The following is a 16,550-nucleotide window of genomic DNA, read 5'->3' as shown; positions in this document are numbered from 1 at the left end:
GCCCGAAAGGACGTGACAGCAGCGCATACATCGCCGGACAGCGACTGGCCAAGGTTACCAGAGGGCATCCTCCACCTCCCAATCGCCCCGGGACCACCAGGGATCCCGGGGCGCGCCGGTCATTCGCCGTCGACCGGCGGACCAGCGGGGCGGCCGACCGCGCGGCGACGCGGACGGCTGCGTACCACCGGGACCTGCTCCGCGCCGACCGGGTCGGCGGGGGCGGGCTCGGCGCTCGCGGTGGCCGGGCCGGCGGGGGCGGGCTCGGCGCTCGTGGTGGCCGGGCCGGAGAGCACGAAGACGGCGCCCGTGCTGTCCGCGCTCGGCGCGGCGGCGGATCTGGCCACCCGGCGGCGGCGGGGTGCCTGCGCCGCGGCGCCGTTCACCTCGGCTGCCGCCGCGGCCGTGGCCTCCGGTGACGGGGCGTCGCCCGGCTCGATCGCCGAGCGGGCCGCGTCGGCGGCCTCGCCCGCTGCCGCGGCGGGCTCCGGCGCGGTGGTTGCCGCTCCGGTGTCCGGGTGCCCGCGGTCGGCGGCCGCTGCCGGCACGACGGTGTCCCGGCTGCCGGAGTCGGTAGCCGCGACCGCCGGCTGCGCGGCAGCGGACTGCTGCGCACCCCGGGCATCCGCCTGCCCACCGGCTGCCGTCGCGGCATCCCGCTCGGCAGCGGCCTCGGCGGCCTCCTGACCGGCGGCCACCTCCTCTGCGGCCTCGGCGACCTCCGCCGCGGATGGCGCATCACCCGGCTCGATCGCCGAGCTGGTCGCCGGATCGGCCTCCGCGGCCGCTCGCTCACCGGCCACCTGCTCGACCGCCACGCGCTCGTCGGCGCCCGCCCGGCCCGCGCCGCGGGACGCGCGGCGACTGCGCCTGCGCCCACGACCGGTCGGCACGTGCTCGGCATCGTCGCCCGCCTCGGGACCGGTCGTACCGGCCCCGACGACGACCGCGACATCCGGGCCGGACGGCGTGACCGCCGCGTCCTCGGCCCCGTCGGCGATATCGCTCGCCAGCACCTCGTCACCCTGGTGCGCGGCCGCCATGGCCAGCGCCACCGGGTGCGCCCTGCGGGCGGCGGTGTCCTCGTCGTGCTCCGGCTCCGCGGCGCCGTTGCCGGACGGAGCCTGCGCCGCGGCGCCCTTGTCCCGGCCGCGCCGCCGCCGCGACCCATTCTCGTTGCGCCCGCCGCGGCCGCCGCCGCTCTCCTCCGGCGCGCCACCGGCCTCGACCGGGTAGCTGTGCACCAGGATGCCGCGGCCGTGGCAGTGCTCGCAGGTGGTGGAGAAGGCCTCGACCAGCCCGGTGCCCAGCTTCTTGCGGGTCATCTGGACCAGCCCGAGCGAGGTCACCTCGGAGACCTGGTGCCTGGTGCGGTCCCGGCCGAGCGCCTCGGTGAGCCGGCGCAGCACCAGGTCGCGATTGGACTCGAGCACCATGTCGATGAAGTCGACGACGATCATGCCGCCGATGTCGCGCAGCCGCATCTGCCGCACGATCTCCTCGGCCGCCTCCAGGTTGTTCCTGGTGACCGTCTCCTCCAGGTTGCTGCCGCCGGAGCCGGTGAACTTGCCGGTGTTGACGTCGACCACCGTCATCGCCTCGGTGCGGTCGATCACCAGGGTGCCGCCGGAGGGCAGCCAGACCTTGCGGTCCAGCGCCTTCGCCAGCTGCTCGTCGATCCGGTACGTCTGGAAGGCGTCGACGTTGCCGTTCTCGTGCCGGTGCACCCGGGACAGCATGTCCGGCGCGACCGTGCGGACGTAGTTCTCCACCGTGCTCCAGGCCCTGTCACCCTCGATGACCAGGTTGGAGAAATCCTCGTTGAACAGGTCGCGAACCACCTTGACCAGCAGGTCCGGCTCCTCGTAGAGCGTCTTGGGGGCGCCGGAGCCGCCCTTCGCCTGCTCCTCGATGGTGCGCCAGGTGGCCTGCAGCCGCTCCACGTCGCGGGCCAGCTCGGCCGCGCTCACGCCCTCGGAGGCGGTGCGGATGATCACGCCCGCGTCGTCCGGCACGATGTCGCGCAGGATCTCCTTGAGCCGCTTGCGCTCGGTGTCGGGCAGCTTGCGGCTGATCCCGGCCGAGGTGCCGCTTGGCACGTACACCAGGAAGCGGCCCGCCAGGCTGATCTGGGTGGTGAGCCGGGCACCCTTGTGCCCGACCGGATCCTTGGAGACCTGGACGAGCACCTGGTCGCCGGGGCGCAGCGCCTGCTCGATCTTGCGCTCGCGGCCGCCGAGCCCGGCGGCCTCCCAGTTCACCTCGCCGGCGTAGAGCACGCCGTTGCGGCCGCGGCCGATATCGACGAAGGCCGCCTCCATGCTCGGCAGCACGTTCTGCACCTTGCCCAGGTACACATTGCCGACCATCGAGGCCTGGCCGGTGCTGGTCACGAAGTGCTCGACCAGGATGTCGTCCTCGAGCACCGCGACCTGGGTCGCGGTCGGGTGATCCGGGAAGGACTTCTCGCGCACCACCATGACCCGGTCCACCGCCTCGCGGCGGGCGAGGAACTCGGACTCGGTGAGGATCGGCGGGCGGCGGCGCCCGGCCTCGCGGCCGTCGCGCCTGCGCTGCCGCTTGGCCTCCAGCCGGGTGGAGCCGGAGATGCCCTGCACCTCGTCGACCGGCTTGCGGCTCTTGGCGCGCGGCTCGCGCTCGTGCACGACGGTGTTCGGCGGGTCGTCCTCGGAGGCGTCGGCCTCGCCGGAATCGCCGCCGACCTTGCGCCTGCGGCGCCTGCGGCGGCGCCTGCTCGCGCCCTCCGGGACGCCGGAGTCGTCCTCGTCGTCGTCGGAGTCGTCGTCCGCCTTGGCGTCGTCGGTGCTGCCCTTGGCGTCGTCGGTGCTGTGCTTGGCGTCGTCGGTGCGGCCTTCGGGCTCGTCCGCGCGCTGGTCGTCGTCCTCGGAGTCGGTGCGCTCGTCGTCGTCGCCGTCCGAGTTCTGCTCGCCCCTGCCGCGGCCACGGCCACGGCGGCCACGGCGCCTGCGGCGCGGCTGGTCGTCGTCGTGCTCGCCGGACTCGCGGTCGTCGTCGGAGTCGTCGCCGTCGTCCTGCGCCTGCTCGGTGCGGGGCTGATCGGCCCCGCGGTCGTCCTCGGCCCGCTCGACGCCTGCCTGCTGCGCGGCCTCCTCGCGGGCGCGCTCCTCCTCGCGACTGCGCTTGGCGGCCTCGCGCTCGGCGCGGCGGCGGCGGCGCTCCTCTTCGGCCGCGGCGGCGTCCGGCGCCTGGAAGAGCGGGACCGCAACGGCGGCGGGGTCGTAGGCCGGTGCCGCGACCGCCGCCTCCGGGGTCTCCCGGTGCGTGAACAAGCTGCCGTGCGCCGAGGCGCTCGCCCTCGGGGCGGTGTCCGAGCCGGACTCCCCAGCAGAGGCGCCCGAGCCGGACTCCCCGGCTGTGCCGCCCGAACGGGACGCACCGGCGGCGCCCGCGACGGACTCCCCGGCCGTGGCACCCGAACGGGACTGCTCGGCCGTTGCACCCGAACGGGACTGCTCAGCGGCGGCACCTGCACCGGACCCCTCGGCCCCGGTTCCCGGCGCGGGCTCACCGGCGGCGCTCGCCGCGGTGGAGGCGCGGGTTGCCCGCCTACGCCGCGACGGCTTCTCCCCGCCCGGCGAACCGGAGCCACCCTCCGTGGCCGTCGGCGCATCGACCGCGGGCTCGACGGCGGCCGACGGCGCGGCCACCTCGGCGGCACCCCCCGGCGAACCCTCGGTTTCCTGCTCGGCCAACGCCTGGCGCACCGAATGCGCGACGTCGCGGTCCACATTGGACTGCGCGCTCCGCGCCTCGGACCCCAGCTCGGTCAGTTTTGCCAGGATGCGCTTACTCGTCGTCCCCAGCAGCTTGGCGAGTGCGTGAACTCGGATTCGCTCCGGCAATTCTTCGGCATCCTGTTTTGTTGTGTTTAGCGGCTCTTTTTCGGCCACGAAGTCTCCTCGGGCCCCCGGGCGCGTCCCTCCCGGTACGGAGTGACGCGGCCGTCGCGGGGGCGTTGTCCCATCCACGCGCCTCGTCGGCGTGCGGTCAGTGGTCTCGCCCCGCGTGCCCGGTCATCACCTGGTCTGTCATCGGTCGGTCCAACTGGTCACGCGGAGCCTGGCTGTACGGCTGAACTCCGCGGCCCGAGCGCTCATCCAGCGTGCCGGCTCGGCCCGCACCAGATCATGGGCGGGGCCGTGGCAGCGATGATCGGCATCGAACCGCGGTGTCATCCGGCCGAGTGCGCCGACCGCCGTTCGCGTACCTGCGCGAAACCGGCGGCGTCGTCCACGGCCACAGCCAGTATCCCATACCGGACGCCGGGCGTTCGCCATCGGCGCTCGCGAAGGGCCGACGCACGCGGCGGGGGCGCGCCGCGAAAGGGCGGCGCGTCCCCGGCCGCGGGCGGGTCGCCTGGCCGGTCAGCCCCTGGTTTCGGGGAACCAGAGCGCGATCTCGCGCTTGGCGGATTCGGGCGAGTCGGAGCCGTGCACCAGGTTCTCCTGGGTCTCCAGCGCGAGATCGCCGCGGATGCTGCCCGGCACGGCCTTCTCCACCGGGTCGGTACCGCCGGCGAGCTGCCGGAACGCGGCGATGGCGCGCGGCCCCTCCAGCACGGCGGCGACCACGGGGCCGGAGGTGATGAACTCGATCAGGGAGCCGTAGAACGGCTTCTCGGCGTGCTCGGCGTAGTGGCTGCCCGCCAGCTCGGCGGAGACGTGCTTCAGCTCCAGTGCCGCGATCTTCAGGCCCTTGCGCTCGATCCGGGCGAGCACCTCGCCGACGAGGCTGCGGCGCACACCGTCGGGCTTGATCAGTACCAACGTCTGTTCGGTCACGGCGCCGAGCCTAGGACACGAACCGCCGGCACACCCCATCGGCCACCGGGCGGGCGCCGCACCGCTAGGGTGCGGCGAGAACCGGACGGGAGGTAGGCGGGGTAGATGACGGCAGTGATGCGGCTGGTCGTGCTCGCGGCGGTGGCGCTCGCCGCCGCCACGGGCTGTGCCGAGCGGACCACGCCCGGGCAGAGCCTGCCGGTGCGGCACGAGCCGGAGCCGCTCATCCAGCGCTTCCCCGGCCTCGGCGAGCCGGTGACGACCGGGTGGGTCAGCTGGGACAACAACTCGGAGCGCGGCGCCGCACCCGGCCCGAGCACGGTGTGGATCGAGGCGGTGGTCGAGCTGCGGCCGGAGCGCGCCGGGGAACTGCGCGCCCTGAGCGCGCTCACCGGCGAGGACCCCGACCTGCGCGACCCGCTGCGTCCGCTGCTGCCCGACGGCCCGTTCCGCACCGGCCGCGCGCTGGACCGCGCGCTCACCGGCGAGACCGCCTCCGAGTGGTGGCCGCGCGCCTACCTCGAGGAGACCGGGAATCGCCTGGTTCTGCTCGCCGTGCTACCCGCCTGAGCCGCGCAGCCGCTGGCTGGGCAGCAGCCCCTGGTCGTAGCGCTTCTTGACGTCGTGCCGCAGGATCAGCAGGAAGGCCCAGACGATGGCGAAGATCAGCCCGATCACGCCGATCGACAGGTGGAACAGGGCGCCGGCGATCACCAGCACCTGCAAGGTGAGATTGAACGGAATGGCCCAGGGCCGGCCCTGCAGTCCGGCGCCGAGGAACATCACGAGCCCCAGCCCGACCAGGTAGCTCCCGGACAGCCAGGTGATTCCGCCGCCGACGGTGGCGACCACCGGCAGCGCCAGCAGCACCACGATGGCCTCCAGCACCAGTGCGCCCGCCATCACCCCGCGGAACCCCTTCATGGGATCGGGGACCTCGGGGGCGGCCGCGCCGGATTCGCGCTGCCCTTCGCCGCCTGACTCGCTCACGCCGGATCCTTTCCGAACAGGGCGCGCGCGGCGCCCGCGGTGACCACCGACCCGGTGACCACCACCCCGGCCCCCGACACCGCCTCGCCCGCGTCGCCGACCTCCTCGGCCAGCGCGATCGCGGTCTCCAGCGCATCCGGCAGGGTGGGCGCGGTGACCACGCGCTCGTCACCGAAGCGCTGCACCGCGAGATCGGCGAGGACATCCACGTCGAGCGCGCGCGGCGAGCCGTTGTGCGTGACCACGATCTCGTCGAAGACCGGCTCCAGCGCCTCCAGGATGCCGGGCACGTCCTTGTCGCCGAGCACGCCAACCACCCCGACCAGCTTGCGGAAGTCGAACTCGGCGGTCAGCGTCGCGGCCAGCGCCCGCGCGCCCTCGGGGTTGTGCGCGGCGTCGACGAAGATGGTCGGTGCGTTGCGCATGCGCTCCATCCGGCCGGGGCTGGCCGCGGCGGCGAAGCCCTCGCGCACCGCGTCGATATCGAGCTGCCGGTCCGCGCCCGCGCCGAAGAACGCCTCCACCGCGGCGAGCGCGAGCACCGCGTTGTGCGCCTGGTGCTCGCCGTGCAGCGGCAGGAAGATGTCGTCGTAGACCCCGCCGAGCCCCTGCAGCTCCAGCTGCTGGCCGCCGACCGCGATCCGCCTGCCCAGAATCCGGAACTCCGACCCCTCGCGCGCCACCGCGGCGTCCACCTCGACCGCGCGGCGCAGCAGCACCTCCATGGCCTCGGGCTGCTGCTCGGCGATGATCACGACGGTGTCTCGCGGCACCAGGCTCTCCGGCGCCTTCTTGATGATCCCGGCCTTCTCCCCCGCGATGGCGGTGAGATCGGGGCCGAGGTAGTCCATGTGGTCCAGCCCGATCGGGGTGATCACCGCGACCTGGCCGTCCACCACATTGGTGGCGTCCCAGGTGCCGCCCATCCCGGTCTCGACAACGGCGACGTCCACCGGCGCCTCGGCGAAGGCCGCGAAGGCCATGCCGGTGAGCACCTCGAACTTGCTCATGGCCGGGCCGCCCGCCGCGAGCGAGCGGGCGTCGATCAGCTCCAGGTACGGCAGCAGCTCGCGGTACAGCTCGACGTAGCGGCCGGGGGTGATCGGCGCGTTGTCGACGGCGATCCGCTCGGTGGCGAGCTGCAGGTGCGGGCTGGTGATCCGGCCGGTGCGCCGGTGCAGCGCGCTGAGCAGCGCGTCGATCAGCCTGGTCACCGAGGTCTTGCCATTGGTGCCCGCGACGTGGATCGCCGGGTAGCCGTGCTGCGGCGAGCCGAGCAGGTCCATGAGCGTGGAGATCCGGGTCAGCGACGGCTCGATCTTCGTCTCCGGCCAGCGCTTGTCCAGCTCGGCCTCGACCAGCGCCAGCTCGGCCAGCTCCACCGGCGAGGCGCCGGTGCCGAGCGTGGCGCCGCCGCCGAGCCGGGTCTCCGGGTCGGGGTTGCCGTCCGGCCCGGTCACCGCGCGCCCAGCTCGGCGAGGCGGGCGCCGATCCGCTCCACCTCGGCCGCGGCGACATCACGCCGGGTCCGGATCTTGTCGACCACCGGCTCCGGCGCCTTGGCCAGGAAGGCCTCGTTGCCGAGCTTGGCGGTGGTGCCGGAGAGCTCCTTCTCCGCGGCGGCCAGGTCCTTCTCCAGCCTGCGGCGCTCGGCCTCCAGGTCGACGGTGCCGGAGGTATCCACCCGGACCGTCACCGTGGTGGTGCTGAGCCGCACCTCGACCTCGGCGGTGGCGGCGAAATCCGCGTCGGCCTCGGTGAGCCGGGCCAGGGCGGCGATACTCGCGCGGTGCGCGTCCAGCCCGGCCTCGCCGAGGCCGTCCAGCACGGCCGCCACCCGCTGTTTGTCGGTGAGCCCCTGGTCGCTGCGGAAGCGGCGGATCTCGGTGATGAGCCGCTGCGCGTCGGTGAGCCGACGGGTCACCGCGGTGTCCGGCGCGATCCCGGTGGCGCGCGGCCACGGCGCGATCACCACCGACTCGCCGCCGGTCAGCGCGCGCCACAGCTCCTCGGTGACGAACGGGATCACCGGGTGCAGCAGCCGCAGCACCGAGTCGAGCACGTGGCCGAGCACCACCGCGGTGTTCTCCGCGCGCGCAGTGTTCTCCACATCCGCGGAGCCCTCGGCGAACTGCACCTTGGCCAGCTCCAGGTACCAGTCGCAGAGCTCGTCCCAGGCGAAGTGGTAGAGCGCCTCGCAGGCCTTGCCGAATTCGTAGCCGTCGAAGGCGGCGTCCACCTCGACGATCACCGCATCCAGCCGGTCCAGGATCCACTGGTCGGCGTCGGTGCGGTCGGCGGGGAGATCACCGGTGCGGGCGCCGTTGATGAGCGCGAACTTGGTGGCGTTGAAGAGCTTGGTGACGAAGCTGCGGGAGGCGAGCACGTGCGCGGGGCCGACCGAGAGGTCGCCGCCCGGCTGCGCGCCGCGGGCCAGGGTGAAGCGCAGCGCGTCGGCGCCGTAATCGCGCACCCAGTCCAGCGGGTCGATGCCGTTGCCCTTGGACTTCGACATCTTGCGGCCGTGCTCGTCGCGGATCAGCCCGTGCAGGAAGACGTCGCGGAAAGGCACCTGCTTCTGCCCGGCGGGCTTGCCGTCGGTGAGCACCGCGTCGCCGGCGACGTACATGCCGAACATCATCATCCTGGCGACCCAGAAGAAGATGATGTCGTAGCCGGTCACCAGCACGCTGGTCGGGTAGAAGCGCTCCAGCTCGGCGGTGCGCTCCGGCCAGCCCATGGTGGAGAAGGGCCACAGCCCGGAGGAGAACCAGGTGTCGAGGACGTCCGGGTCCTGCTCCCAGCCCGCCGGCGGGGTCTCGTCCGGGCCGAGGCATGCCACCTCGCCGTCCGGGCCGTACCAGATCGGGATGCGGTGGCCCCACCAGAGCTGGCGCGAGATGCACCAGTCGTGCATGTTGTCGACCCACTCGAACCAGCGCGGCTCCTGGCTCGCCGGGTGGATCACCACGTCGCCGTCGCGCACGGCGTCGCCTGCGGCCTTGGCCAGCGTCTCCACCCGCACCCACCACTGCATGGAGAGCCGCGGCTCGATCGGCTCGCCGCTGCGCTCGGAGTGCCCGACGCTGTGCAGGTAGGGCCGCTTCTCCGCGACCACCCTTCCCTCGCGGGCCAGCCGCTCGCGCACCGCGACCCTGGCCTCGAAGCGGTCCATGCCGTCGAATTCGGTGCCGGTCCCGGTGATCAGGCCGCGCTCGTCCATGATCGTCGGCATCGGCAGATCGTGCCGGAGCCCGAGCTCGAAGTCGTTCGGGTCGTGCGCGGGGGTGATCTTCACCGCGCCGGTGCCGAACTCCGGGTCCACGTAGTCGTCGGCCACGATCGGAATCTGCCGCCCGGTGATCGGGTGCTCGATCGTGGTGCCGACCATGGCCCGGTACCTGGGGTCCTCCGGGTGCACCGCGACCGCGGTGTCGCCGAGCATGGTCTCCACCCGGGTGGTGGCCACGATCACGTGCGGCTCGGCGTCGTCCAGCGAGCCGTAGCGCAGCGAGACCAGCTCGCCGGGCACGTCCTCGTACTTGACCTCGATGTCGGAGATGGCGGTGCGCAGCGTCGGCGACCAGTTCACCAGCCGCTCGGCGCGGTAGATGAGCCCGGCGTCGTAGAGCCGCTTGAAGATGGTCTGCACCGCGCGGGAGAGGCCGTCGTCCATGGTGAAGCGGTCGCGGCCCCAATCGACGCCGTCGCCGAGCGCGCGCATCTGGCCCTGGATGGCGCCGCCGGACTCGCGCTTCCAGTCCCAGACCTTGTCGATGAAGAGCTCGCGGCCGAAATCTTCCTTGGTCTTCCCGTCCGCCGCGAGCTGCTTCTCCACCACCGACTGCGTGGCGATGCCCGCGTGGTCCATGCCGGGCAGCCAGAGCACCTCGTAGCCCTGCATCCGCTTGCGGCGGGCGAGCGTGTCCATGACGGTGTGGTCGAGGGCGTGGCCCATGTGCAGGGTGCCGGTGACATTGGGCGGCGGGAGGACGATGGAGTACGGCGGCTTGCCGCTCGCCGGATCGGCGGCGAAGTATCCAGCGGCTACCCAGCGCTCGTACATCGGCGACTCCACCTCGCCGGGGTTCCAGCTCTTGGGGAGTGCTTCGGCACGATTACGCGAACTGTCGGGGGCTGTGCTGGTCACGTCGTGATTCTACGGACACCGCCCGAACGAAGAGATCGGCGGGGCGTCCGGTGGATGAGGGACACCGGACGCCCCGCCGACACCTCCGAGCTTACCGGTGATCATCCGCCGGACCGAGTATCCACAGGGGATTCTCAGCTTCGGTAATTGCCGCGCCTAGCTGGGAGTTCTTTGGTTTCCACGGCAACTGGGGCAGCGATATCCGATACGTCCTTTTTCCAGGTCGGCGAATCCGGTCGGCGCCCCGCTCCGGCGGCCGGCGTCCGAAAGCCGGGCGATCCCAGGGTTTTCCCGGTTGCCCAAACGGCTTTCGATGGGGAGCCTGGAAGGGGTGAACCCCCCGCTGGAGATTGCACCGGCCTCATCGCCCGAGCCCGATTTGCCCGTTGTGCGGGCTTTCGCGCTCGCGCCGCACCAACTGCACGATCTGCGCGGCAGCGCCGAAACCGCCGCCGGGGTGGGCGAATTGCGGTATCCGGCGCGGACGGCGCTGGTGGTCGCAGGCATTCCGGGGGCGGGCAAGAGCACCGCGCTGCACACCTTCTTCGGCACCCCGGCGGAGGCCGACGCGCCCGCCCGCTCCGCGCAGGGCGCGCTGGTGGTGGATTCGCAGCAGTCCAGGGTGCGGCTGCGCCGGACCCTGGACTGGCTGCCCTACCCGCTCTGGCGGCCGATCATGCACGTCAGGCACTACGCCGCGGTGCGCGCGGCGCTGCGCGGCGCCGCCGGGCCGGTGGTGATCCACGACTGCGCGACCTACCGCTGGAGCAGGCGGATGATCGCCCGCTGGACCGCGGCGGCCGGGCGGGAGCTGCACGTCGTCATGCTCGATGTCGCGCCGGAGGTGGCGCGGGCCGGGCAGCGGGCGCGCGGGCGCCGGATCAACCCGGTCACCTTCGCGCTGCACTGCAGACGGTGGCGCGGGCTGGTCGCCGACGCGGTCCGCGACACCGCGGCGCCCGGGCCGACCGCCTCCACCGTGCTCACCGATCGGGCCGCGCTGAATCGCCTGCAGCGGATCACTTTCGAGGACTGACTCCGCCGCGCCACGCTTACGTCCCCGGAGCGCCGACGGCGACCTCCTGAACCCGCGCCGGAACGCAGGCCGAGACGCTACCTCCGACTCGGCACCAGCACGCGCAGCGCGGCGGGAACGGCGCGCACCCTGATCGGCAGTTCGCCCGCCGGTTCGCCGTCGGCGGTGGCGGGCGCGCCGGGCGCGGTGAGCGTCACCTCGGCGCAGCGCAGCTGGGTGGTAGCCGGGTGGTCGATCCGCCTGCCCGCCGAGAGCGCGGGGAGCAACCGCAGCATCGCAGGCCGGGAGACCGCGCCGACCACGGTGAGGTCGAGCAGCCCGTCGTCCGGCTCGGCGTCGGGGCAGATGAGCATGCCGCCGCCGTAGGTGCGGGTATTGCCGATCGCCACCATGACGGCCTCGGTCTCCAGCACGGCGCGGCCGTCGGCGGTGGCCGGATTGTCCAGGGCGCCGGGGGCGAGCCCGGCCAGCTCCAGCCGGTAGGACACGCCGAGCCCGCTGCCGAGCTCGGCGAGCGCCGCCACGGTGTAGCGCAGCGCGCCGCGCGGCCTGCGCATGGCGTTGGCGCGCAACGTCACCCGCGCGTCGAAGCCGGTCCCGGCCACCGTGACGAACCACTGCTCCCCCGCCGCGCGCTCGATCGACCCGAGGTCGAGCGTGCGGGTGTGCCCGGCGAGCAGCAGCTCCACCGCCGCGACCGGGTCGTCCACGGGTATGCCGAGTTCGCGGGCCAGGTCGTTGCCGGTGCCTGCGGGCACGAGCCCCAGCGGGACCCCGGTGTTCGCGAGCGCGGGCAGCAGCACGTTCACCAGCCCGTCGCCGCCGACGCAGACCACCGCGTCCGGCCGCGACTCCGGGTCCCGCACCGAATCCGCCACCAGCCGTGCCGATTCCGCGGCGGTGTCGGCCCGCACCTCGGTGATCTCGGCCTCGCGCCCGGTGAGCGCGGCCAGCGTGGCGCCCGCGACCCCGTGCCCGCGCCCGGCCCCCGAGCGCGGATTGGTCACCACGGTGACCCGGCGGATCACGGCAGCAGCTTTCCGGGGTTGAGGATGCCGGCCGGGTCCAGCTCGCGCTTGACCGCGCGCAGCACCCGGACGCCGAGGTCGCCGATCTCCGCGGGCATCCAGGCGCGGTGGTCGGTGCCGACGGCGTGGTGGTGCGTAATGGTGCCGCCGTGCGCGGTGATGGCGTCGCCCGCGGCGGTCTTCGCCAGGGCCCACTGCTTGGCGGCGGCGTCGAGTTGCCTGGCCACCACGGTGAAGTAGAGCGAGGCGCCGGTCGGGTAGCTGTGCGAGACGTGGCACATGACCAGGGGCGGCGTGCCCTGCCGCCCCAGCGCCTCGGTGAGCGCCGTGGTGACGGCGGCCTTGAGCGCGGCCAGATTCGACCAGGTGGTCGCGGTCTCCAGGGTTTCGCAGAGCACCCCGACGTCGAGCAGGGCATCGCGCAGGTAGGGCGCGTGGAAGCGGCCGTGCTCCCACTCGCGGGCGGGTTGCGGGCCGAGCGCGGTGCCGCCCGCGGCGGCGAGCAGGGCGTGCGCCTCGGCCGAGCGGGCGGCCACGTGCGCCGCGCTGCCCTCGAAGGTGGTCACCGCGAGGCAGCCCGCCACCGCGCCGCCACCGATATCGCCGGAGCGGGCCAGGTTCACCCCGGTCTCGGCCTCGTCGGAGAGCCGGAGCACGGTCGGCGCCGCGCCGGCCTGCACCACCGAACGCAGTGCGGCGGCGCCGGTTTCGAAATCGGGGAAGGACCAGCCCTGGTACTCGACCGCGGCGGGAACCGGGTGCACGCGCAGCGTCACCGCGGTGATCACGCCGAGCGTGCCCTCGGAGCCGAGGAAGAGCGCGCGCAGGTCCGGCCCCGCGGCCGAGGCCGGGGCCCGGCCGAGCGTGAGCGTGCCTGCCGGGGTGGCGACGGTGAGCCGCTCGACCATGTCGTCGAAGCGGCCGTACCCGGCCGATGCCTGCCCGGAGGAGCGGGTGGCCGCGAAGCCGCCGATGCTGGCGAACTCGAAGCTCTGCGGGTAGTGGCCGAGCGAGAGGCCGTGCTCGCCGAGCAGCGCCTCGGCCCGCGGGCCGGTGAGCCCGGCGCCCAGGGTCGCGAGGCCCGCGACCGGGTCCACCTCGGTGAGCCCGGTCAGCCTGCGCAGGTCGAGCGCGATCACCGCCGCGCAGCCGTCGCGCAGCGGCCGCACCCCGCCGACCACGCTGGTGCCGCCACCGAACGGGACGACCGCGATCCTGAGGTCGGCGCAGAAGGAGAGGACCGCGAGCACCTCGTCGTGGCTGCCGGGGAAGACCACCGCGTCCGGTGCCTCCTGCGTGCCGGGGGCGCGGCGGCGCAGCAGGTCGGGGGTGCTCTTGCCGCCCGCGTGGCGCAGCCGGTCGGTGTGGGCCGTGGTCACGTGCTCGGTGCCGACCACCGCGCCGAGCCCGGCGAGCAGCGCGGGCGGAAGCGCGGGCTCCGGTAGTGGCACGCCGCCCTCATCACGGCGCGCCACCGGCTCCCCCGAAACCCCGAACACCTGGCTGACCAGGCTCCGGACCTGCTCCGGGAGCGGCTTGTGCCCGGCGGGGACCCCCCAGGCGTCCCACACCATACCCGGTGCGGACGCCGTCCGGTCGGTCTCGGCCGCGGGGTTCCTCGTCTCCACCATGCGTTACAGTGTGACACGATCTGTCAAGAAGTAAGCCGAGGGGAAACGTGCCGGAACCCGAGACCGTCGACGACGCGATCTTCCGCGCCGCGCGCGACTGCGTGGCGGAGTTCGGGGTGCGCCGCAGCACGCTCACCGAGGTGGCGCGGCGGGCCGGGGTGAGCAGGCCGACGGTCTACCGCCGCTGGCCGGACACCGGCTCGCTCATCGCCGAACTGCTGGTCCGCGAACTGCGCGACATCGTGGCGGCGAGCATGCCCGCCGCGGGCGACGCCAGGACCCGGCTGGTGACCGGGGTGGTCGGCGGGGCGCGGCTGGTGCGCGCGAACACGCTCTTCGCCAAGATCTTCCGCACCGACACCGACCTCATGCTGACCTACGTCTTCGGCAGGCTGGGCCGCAATCAGCGCGCCCTCATCGAGCTCTTCGCCGCCGTCATCGCCGACGGTGCCGGGGACGGCTCCATCCGCGCGGGCGAGCCGGAGCGGATGGCGACCATGCTGCTGCTCATCGTCCAGTCCGCGGTGCAGTCGGCGGGCACGGTCGCCGAGCTGCTCGACGGCCCCGCGCTCGATGCCGAGCTCACCCGCGCCGTCGACGGCTACCTGCGGCCCGACCGAGAGGACTCACCGTGACCGGCGATTCTGCCCTGAACGCCGCTCGCCGCGGCCGCGAGCTGGCCGCGCTCGGCACCGACCCCGCGGTCGACGTCCTGGTGATCGGCGGCGGCGTGACCGGCGCCGGGGTCGCGCTGGACGCCGCGAGCCGGGGGCTGCGCACGGTGCTCGCCGAACGCGCCGACCTGGCCTTCGGCACCAGCCGGTGGAGCTCCAAGCTGGTGCACGGCGGGCTGCGGTACCTGGCCTCCGGGCAGGTCGGGATCGCGCACGAGAGCGCGGTGGAGCGCGGCATCCTGCTGCAGCGGACGGCCCCGCACCTGGTGCGCGCGCTGCCGCAGGTGGTGCCGCTGCTGCCCGGCCTCGGCGGGGCGCAGCGCGCGCTGGTCAGGGCCGGTTTCGCCGCCGGTGACGTGCTGCGCCGCGGTGCGGGCACCCCCGCGGCCGCGCTGCCCCGCTCGCGCCGGATCGCCGCCGCCGAGACGCTGCGGCTGGCGCCGACCGTGCGCAGGGCCGGGCTGCGCGGCGGGTTGCAGGCCTGGGACGGGCAGTTGGTCGACGATGCCAGGCTGGTGGTCGGGCTGGCGCGCACCGCGGCGGCGCACGGGGCGATCGTGCTCACCCGGGTCGCGGCCGAGCGCGGTGGTTCGGTGCTGCGCGACACGCTCGGCGGCGAGACGCTGGAGCTGCGGCCGCGGGTGGTGGTGAACGCGGCCGGGGTGTGGGCGGACACCGTCGACCCGAGTATCTCGCTGCGGCCGAGCCGGGGGACGCACCTGGTCTTCGGGGCCGCGGCCTTCGGCAGGTTGAGCGCGGCGCTCACCGTACCGGTGCCGGGCAGCATCGGGCGCTTCGTCTTCGCGCTGCCAGCCCCGCACGGGCGGGTCTACCTGGGGCTCACCGACGAGGACGCGCCGGGGCCGGTGCCCGACGTCCCCGAGCCGACCGATGGTGAGGTCGATTTCCTGCTCGAGGTGGTGAACTCGGTGCTGCGGGAACCGCTGGGGCGCGGCGATATTCGCGGGAGCTTCGCCGGGCTGCGGCCGCTGCTGCGCACCGAGGGCGGTGCCACCGCCGACCTCTCCCGCAGACATGCGGTGCTGGTCGCGCCGAGCGGGATGGTGACGGTGGTCGGGGGGAAGCTCACCACCTATCGCCGGATGGCGGAGGATGCCGTCGATACCGCGGTCCGGACCGCCGGGTTGGTGGCCGGGCCCTGCCGCACGCGGGATCTGTCGCTGGCCGGGGCGGTTTCGGGGGTCGAGCGGGATCGTCTGGTGGCACCGCAGGGGTTGCTGGAGCGGTACGGGGCCGAGGCGCCGGTCGTCGCCGCGGCCGGGTCCGGCGCGCCGGTCGCCCCCGGAATCGATGTCACGCACGCGGAGTTCGCCTTCGGCGTGAGCCACGAGGGCGCGCTGGACGCGGGCGACCTGCTCGACCGGCGCAGCCGCATCGGCCTCGTCGCCGCCGACCGGGAAGCGGCGCTGCCCGCCGCCGAAGCGGCCTTCGGCTGACGGCGTTCGCCACGTGCCGAACCGCCGGGCCGCAGCCTGCCCTGCGCGGCATCGAGCCGGCCTGGGCGCTTCCACCGCGGATCACCATCCGAATGCCGTTCCGCACGTCCGCGGCCCCGGCTCCTCGGCCTCCGCGGTGGTCAGCGGGCTTGTCCGTGCACCATGCGCAGCAGACGCCGGTGCCGCCCCGGCCCGAATCACCGCTCCGGCCGGACGAACCCGCGCAGGCACCTCAGCCGGGCAGCGGGCGCCAGTCGGCGAGTTCGGCGCGCATGCAGGCGCGGGGCCACCGGTCCAGGCCGTGCGCGGCCTCGGCGGCGCGCAGCGCGCGCAACCCCGGCGTCTCCTGCTCCGGCGCGAGGAAGGTGAAGCCGAGCGTCCGGTAGTACGGCCCGTTCCACGGCACCTCGACGAAGGTGGTCAGGGTGAGCGCGGTCAGGCCGTGCGCTACCGCCCAGGCGACGGCGTGGTCGACCAGCCTGCGGCCGATGCGCCTGCCGCGCAGCGCCGGATCCACCGAGACCTGGTCGATGTGCGCGGCGCCGTCGACCAGGTCGAGCACCAGGTAGCCGACCGGATGCCCGCCCTCGGCCCAGACCCAGGCCCGGCCGGCCCCGACGTACTCGCCGAGCACCTCGAGCGCGGGCGGATCATCTTCCGCCACCGCGTGCATGCCGAGCGCCGCGAAGGGCGCCCCCGCCGCCATCTCGAGTTCCTGCAGGACGGGCAGGTCGGCGGGGACTGCGGGGCGGATCACGGGT

Annotated in this window: 12 protein-coding genes; 4 read left to right on the top strand and 8 right to left on the bottom strand. The window is 74.0% G+C overall.

Going from position 1 to position 16,550, the window contains the following annotated elements; all coding sequences use genetic code 11:
- Window positions 1-119: 119 nt before the first annotated feature.
- Window positions 120-3,884, bottom strand: a complete 3,765-nt coding sequence (locus NH2_RS16670; protein ID WP_084505604.1) for a translation initiation factor IF-2 N-terminal domain-containing protein — start codon at window positions 3,882-3,884, stop codon at window positions 120-122.
- Between the two features lie 522 nt (window positions 3,885-4,406).
- Complete coding sequence (gene ndk, locus NH2_RS16665; protein WP_067654539.1) at window positions 4,407-4,823, bottom strand: nucleoside-diphosphate kinase; 417 nt, start codon at window positions 4,821-4,823, stop codon at window positions 4,407-4,409.
- Between the two features lie 105 nt (window positions 4,824-4,928).
- On the opposite strand from ndk, the gene NH2_RS16660 reads away from it, so the two are divergent.
- Complete coding sequence (locus NH2_RS16660) at window positions 4,929-5,393, top strand: hypothetical protein (protein WP_157103819.1); 465 nt, start codon at window positions 4,929-4,931, stop codon at window positions 5,391-5,393.
- Here NH2_RS16660 and NH2_RS16655 read toward each other — a convergent pair.
- From NH2_RS16655 to NH2_RS16645, 3 genes are all read right to left on the bottom strand, one after another.
- The gene (locus tag NH2_RS16655) at window positions 5,382-5,747 is read right to left on the bottom strand and encodes a DUF4233 domain-containing protein (protein ID WP_067655714.1); all 366 of its coding nucleotides are present in this window, start codon (window positions 5,745-5,747) and stop codon (window positions 5,382-5,384) included. The two genes, NH2_RS16660 and NH2_RS16655, sit on opposite strands and share 12 nt — an antisense overlap.
- A 62-nt stretch (window positions 5,748-5,809) precedes the next feature.
- On the bottom strand, window positions 5,810-7,273 hold the full coding sequence (gene folC / locus NH2_RS16650) for a bifunctional tetrahydrofolate synthase/dihydrofolate synthase (protein WP_084505603.1): 1,464 nt from the start codon (window positions 7,271-7,273) through the stop codon (window positions 5,810-5,812).
- Window positions 7,270-9,963 (bottom strand): valine--tRNA ligase, encoded by a 2,694-nt coding sequence (locus tag NH2_RS16645; RefSeq protein ID WP_067654535.1) that lies wholly within the window; start codon window positions 9,961-9,963, stop codon window positions 7,270-7,272. Before NH2_RS16645 ends, folC begins: the two co-directional genes overlap by 4 nt.
- Before the next feature lie 388 nt (window positions 9,964-10,351).
- On the opposite strand from NH2_RS16645, the gene NH2_RS16640 reads away from it, so the two are divergent.
- Complete coding sequence (locus NH2_RS16640; protein WP_245650613.1) at window positions 10,352-10,999, top strand: AAA family ATPase; 648 nt, start codon at window positions 10,352-10,354, stop codon at window positions 10,997-10,999.
- Window positions 11,000-11,076: 77 nt separating this feature from the next.
- On the opposite strand, the gene NH2_RS16635 is transcribed toward NH2_RS16640, so the two are convergent.
- The gene (locus tag NH2_RS16635; RefSeq protein WP_067654533.1) at window positions 11,077-12,027 is read right to left on the bottom strand and encodes a YegS/Rv2252/BmrU family lipid kinase; all 951 of its coding nucleotides are present in this window, start codon (window positions 12,025-12,027) and stop codon (window positions 11,077-11,079) included.
- Window positions 12,024-13,658 (bottom strand): FAD-binding oxidoreductase, encoded by a 1,635-nt coding sequence (locus tag NH2_RS16630; protein WP_245650612.1) that lies wholly within the window; start codon window positions 13,656-13,658, stop codon window positions 12,024-12,026. Before NH2_RS16630 ends, NH2_RS16635 begins: the two co-directional genes overlap by 4 nt.
- Window positions 13,659-13,705: 47 nt before the next feature.
- Between NH2_RS16630 and NH2_RS16625 the strand changes: the two genes are divergently transcribed.
- Together NH2_RS16625 and NH2_RS16620 are read left to right on the top strand one after the other, a co-directional pair.
- Window positions 13,706-14,293, top strand: a complete 588-nt coding sequence (locus tag NH2_RS16625) for a TetR/AcrR family transcriptional regulator (protein WP_157103818.1) — start codon at window positions 13,706-13,708, stop codon at window positions 14,291-14,293.
- Complete coding sequence (locus NH2_RS16620) at window positions 14,290-15,789, top strand: glycerol-3-phosphate dehydrogenase/oxidase (RefSeq protein ID WP_067654529.1); 1,500 nt, start codon at window positions 14,290-14,292, stop codon at window positions 15,787-15,789. The genes NH2_RS16625 and NH2_RS16620 overlap by 4 nt, the downstream gene beginning before the upstream one ends.
- 232 nt (window positions 15,790-16,021) lie before the next feature.
- Here the strand turns inward: NH2_RS16620 and NH2_RS16615 are convergent, their stop codons facing one another.
- Complete coding sequence (locus tag NH2_RS16615) at window positions 16,022-16,546, bottom strand: GNAT family N-acetyltransferase (RefSeq protein ID WP_245650611.1); 525 nt, start codon at window positions 16,544-16,546, stop codon at window positions 16,022-16,024.
- Window positions 16,547-16,550 lie beyond the last annotated feature (4 nt).

This window comes from Nocardia harenae NBRC 108248 (assembly GCF_001612885.1).
GTDB classification, from domain to species: Bacteria; Actinomycetota; Actinomycetes; order Mycobacteriales; family Mycobacteriaceae; genus Nocardia; species Nocardia harenae.
The sequence above is the reverse complement of the archived record's forward strand: the minus strand, read 5'-3'. Positions and strand labels throughout refer to the sequence as shown.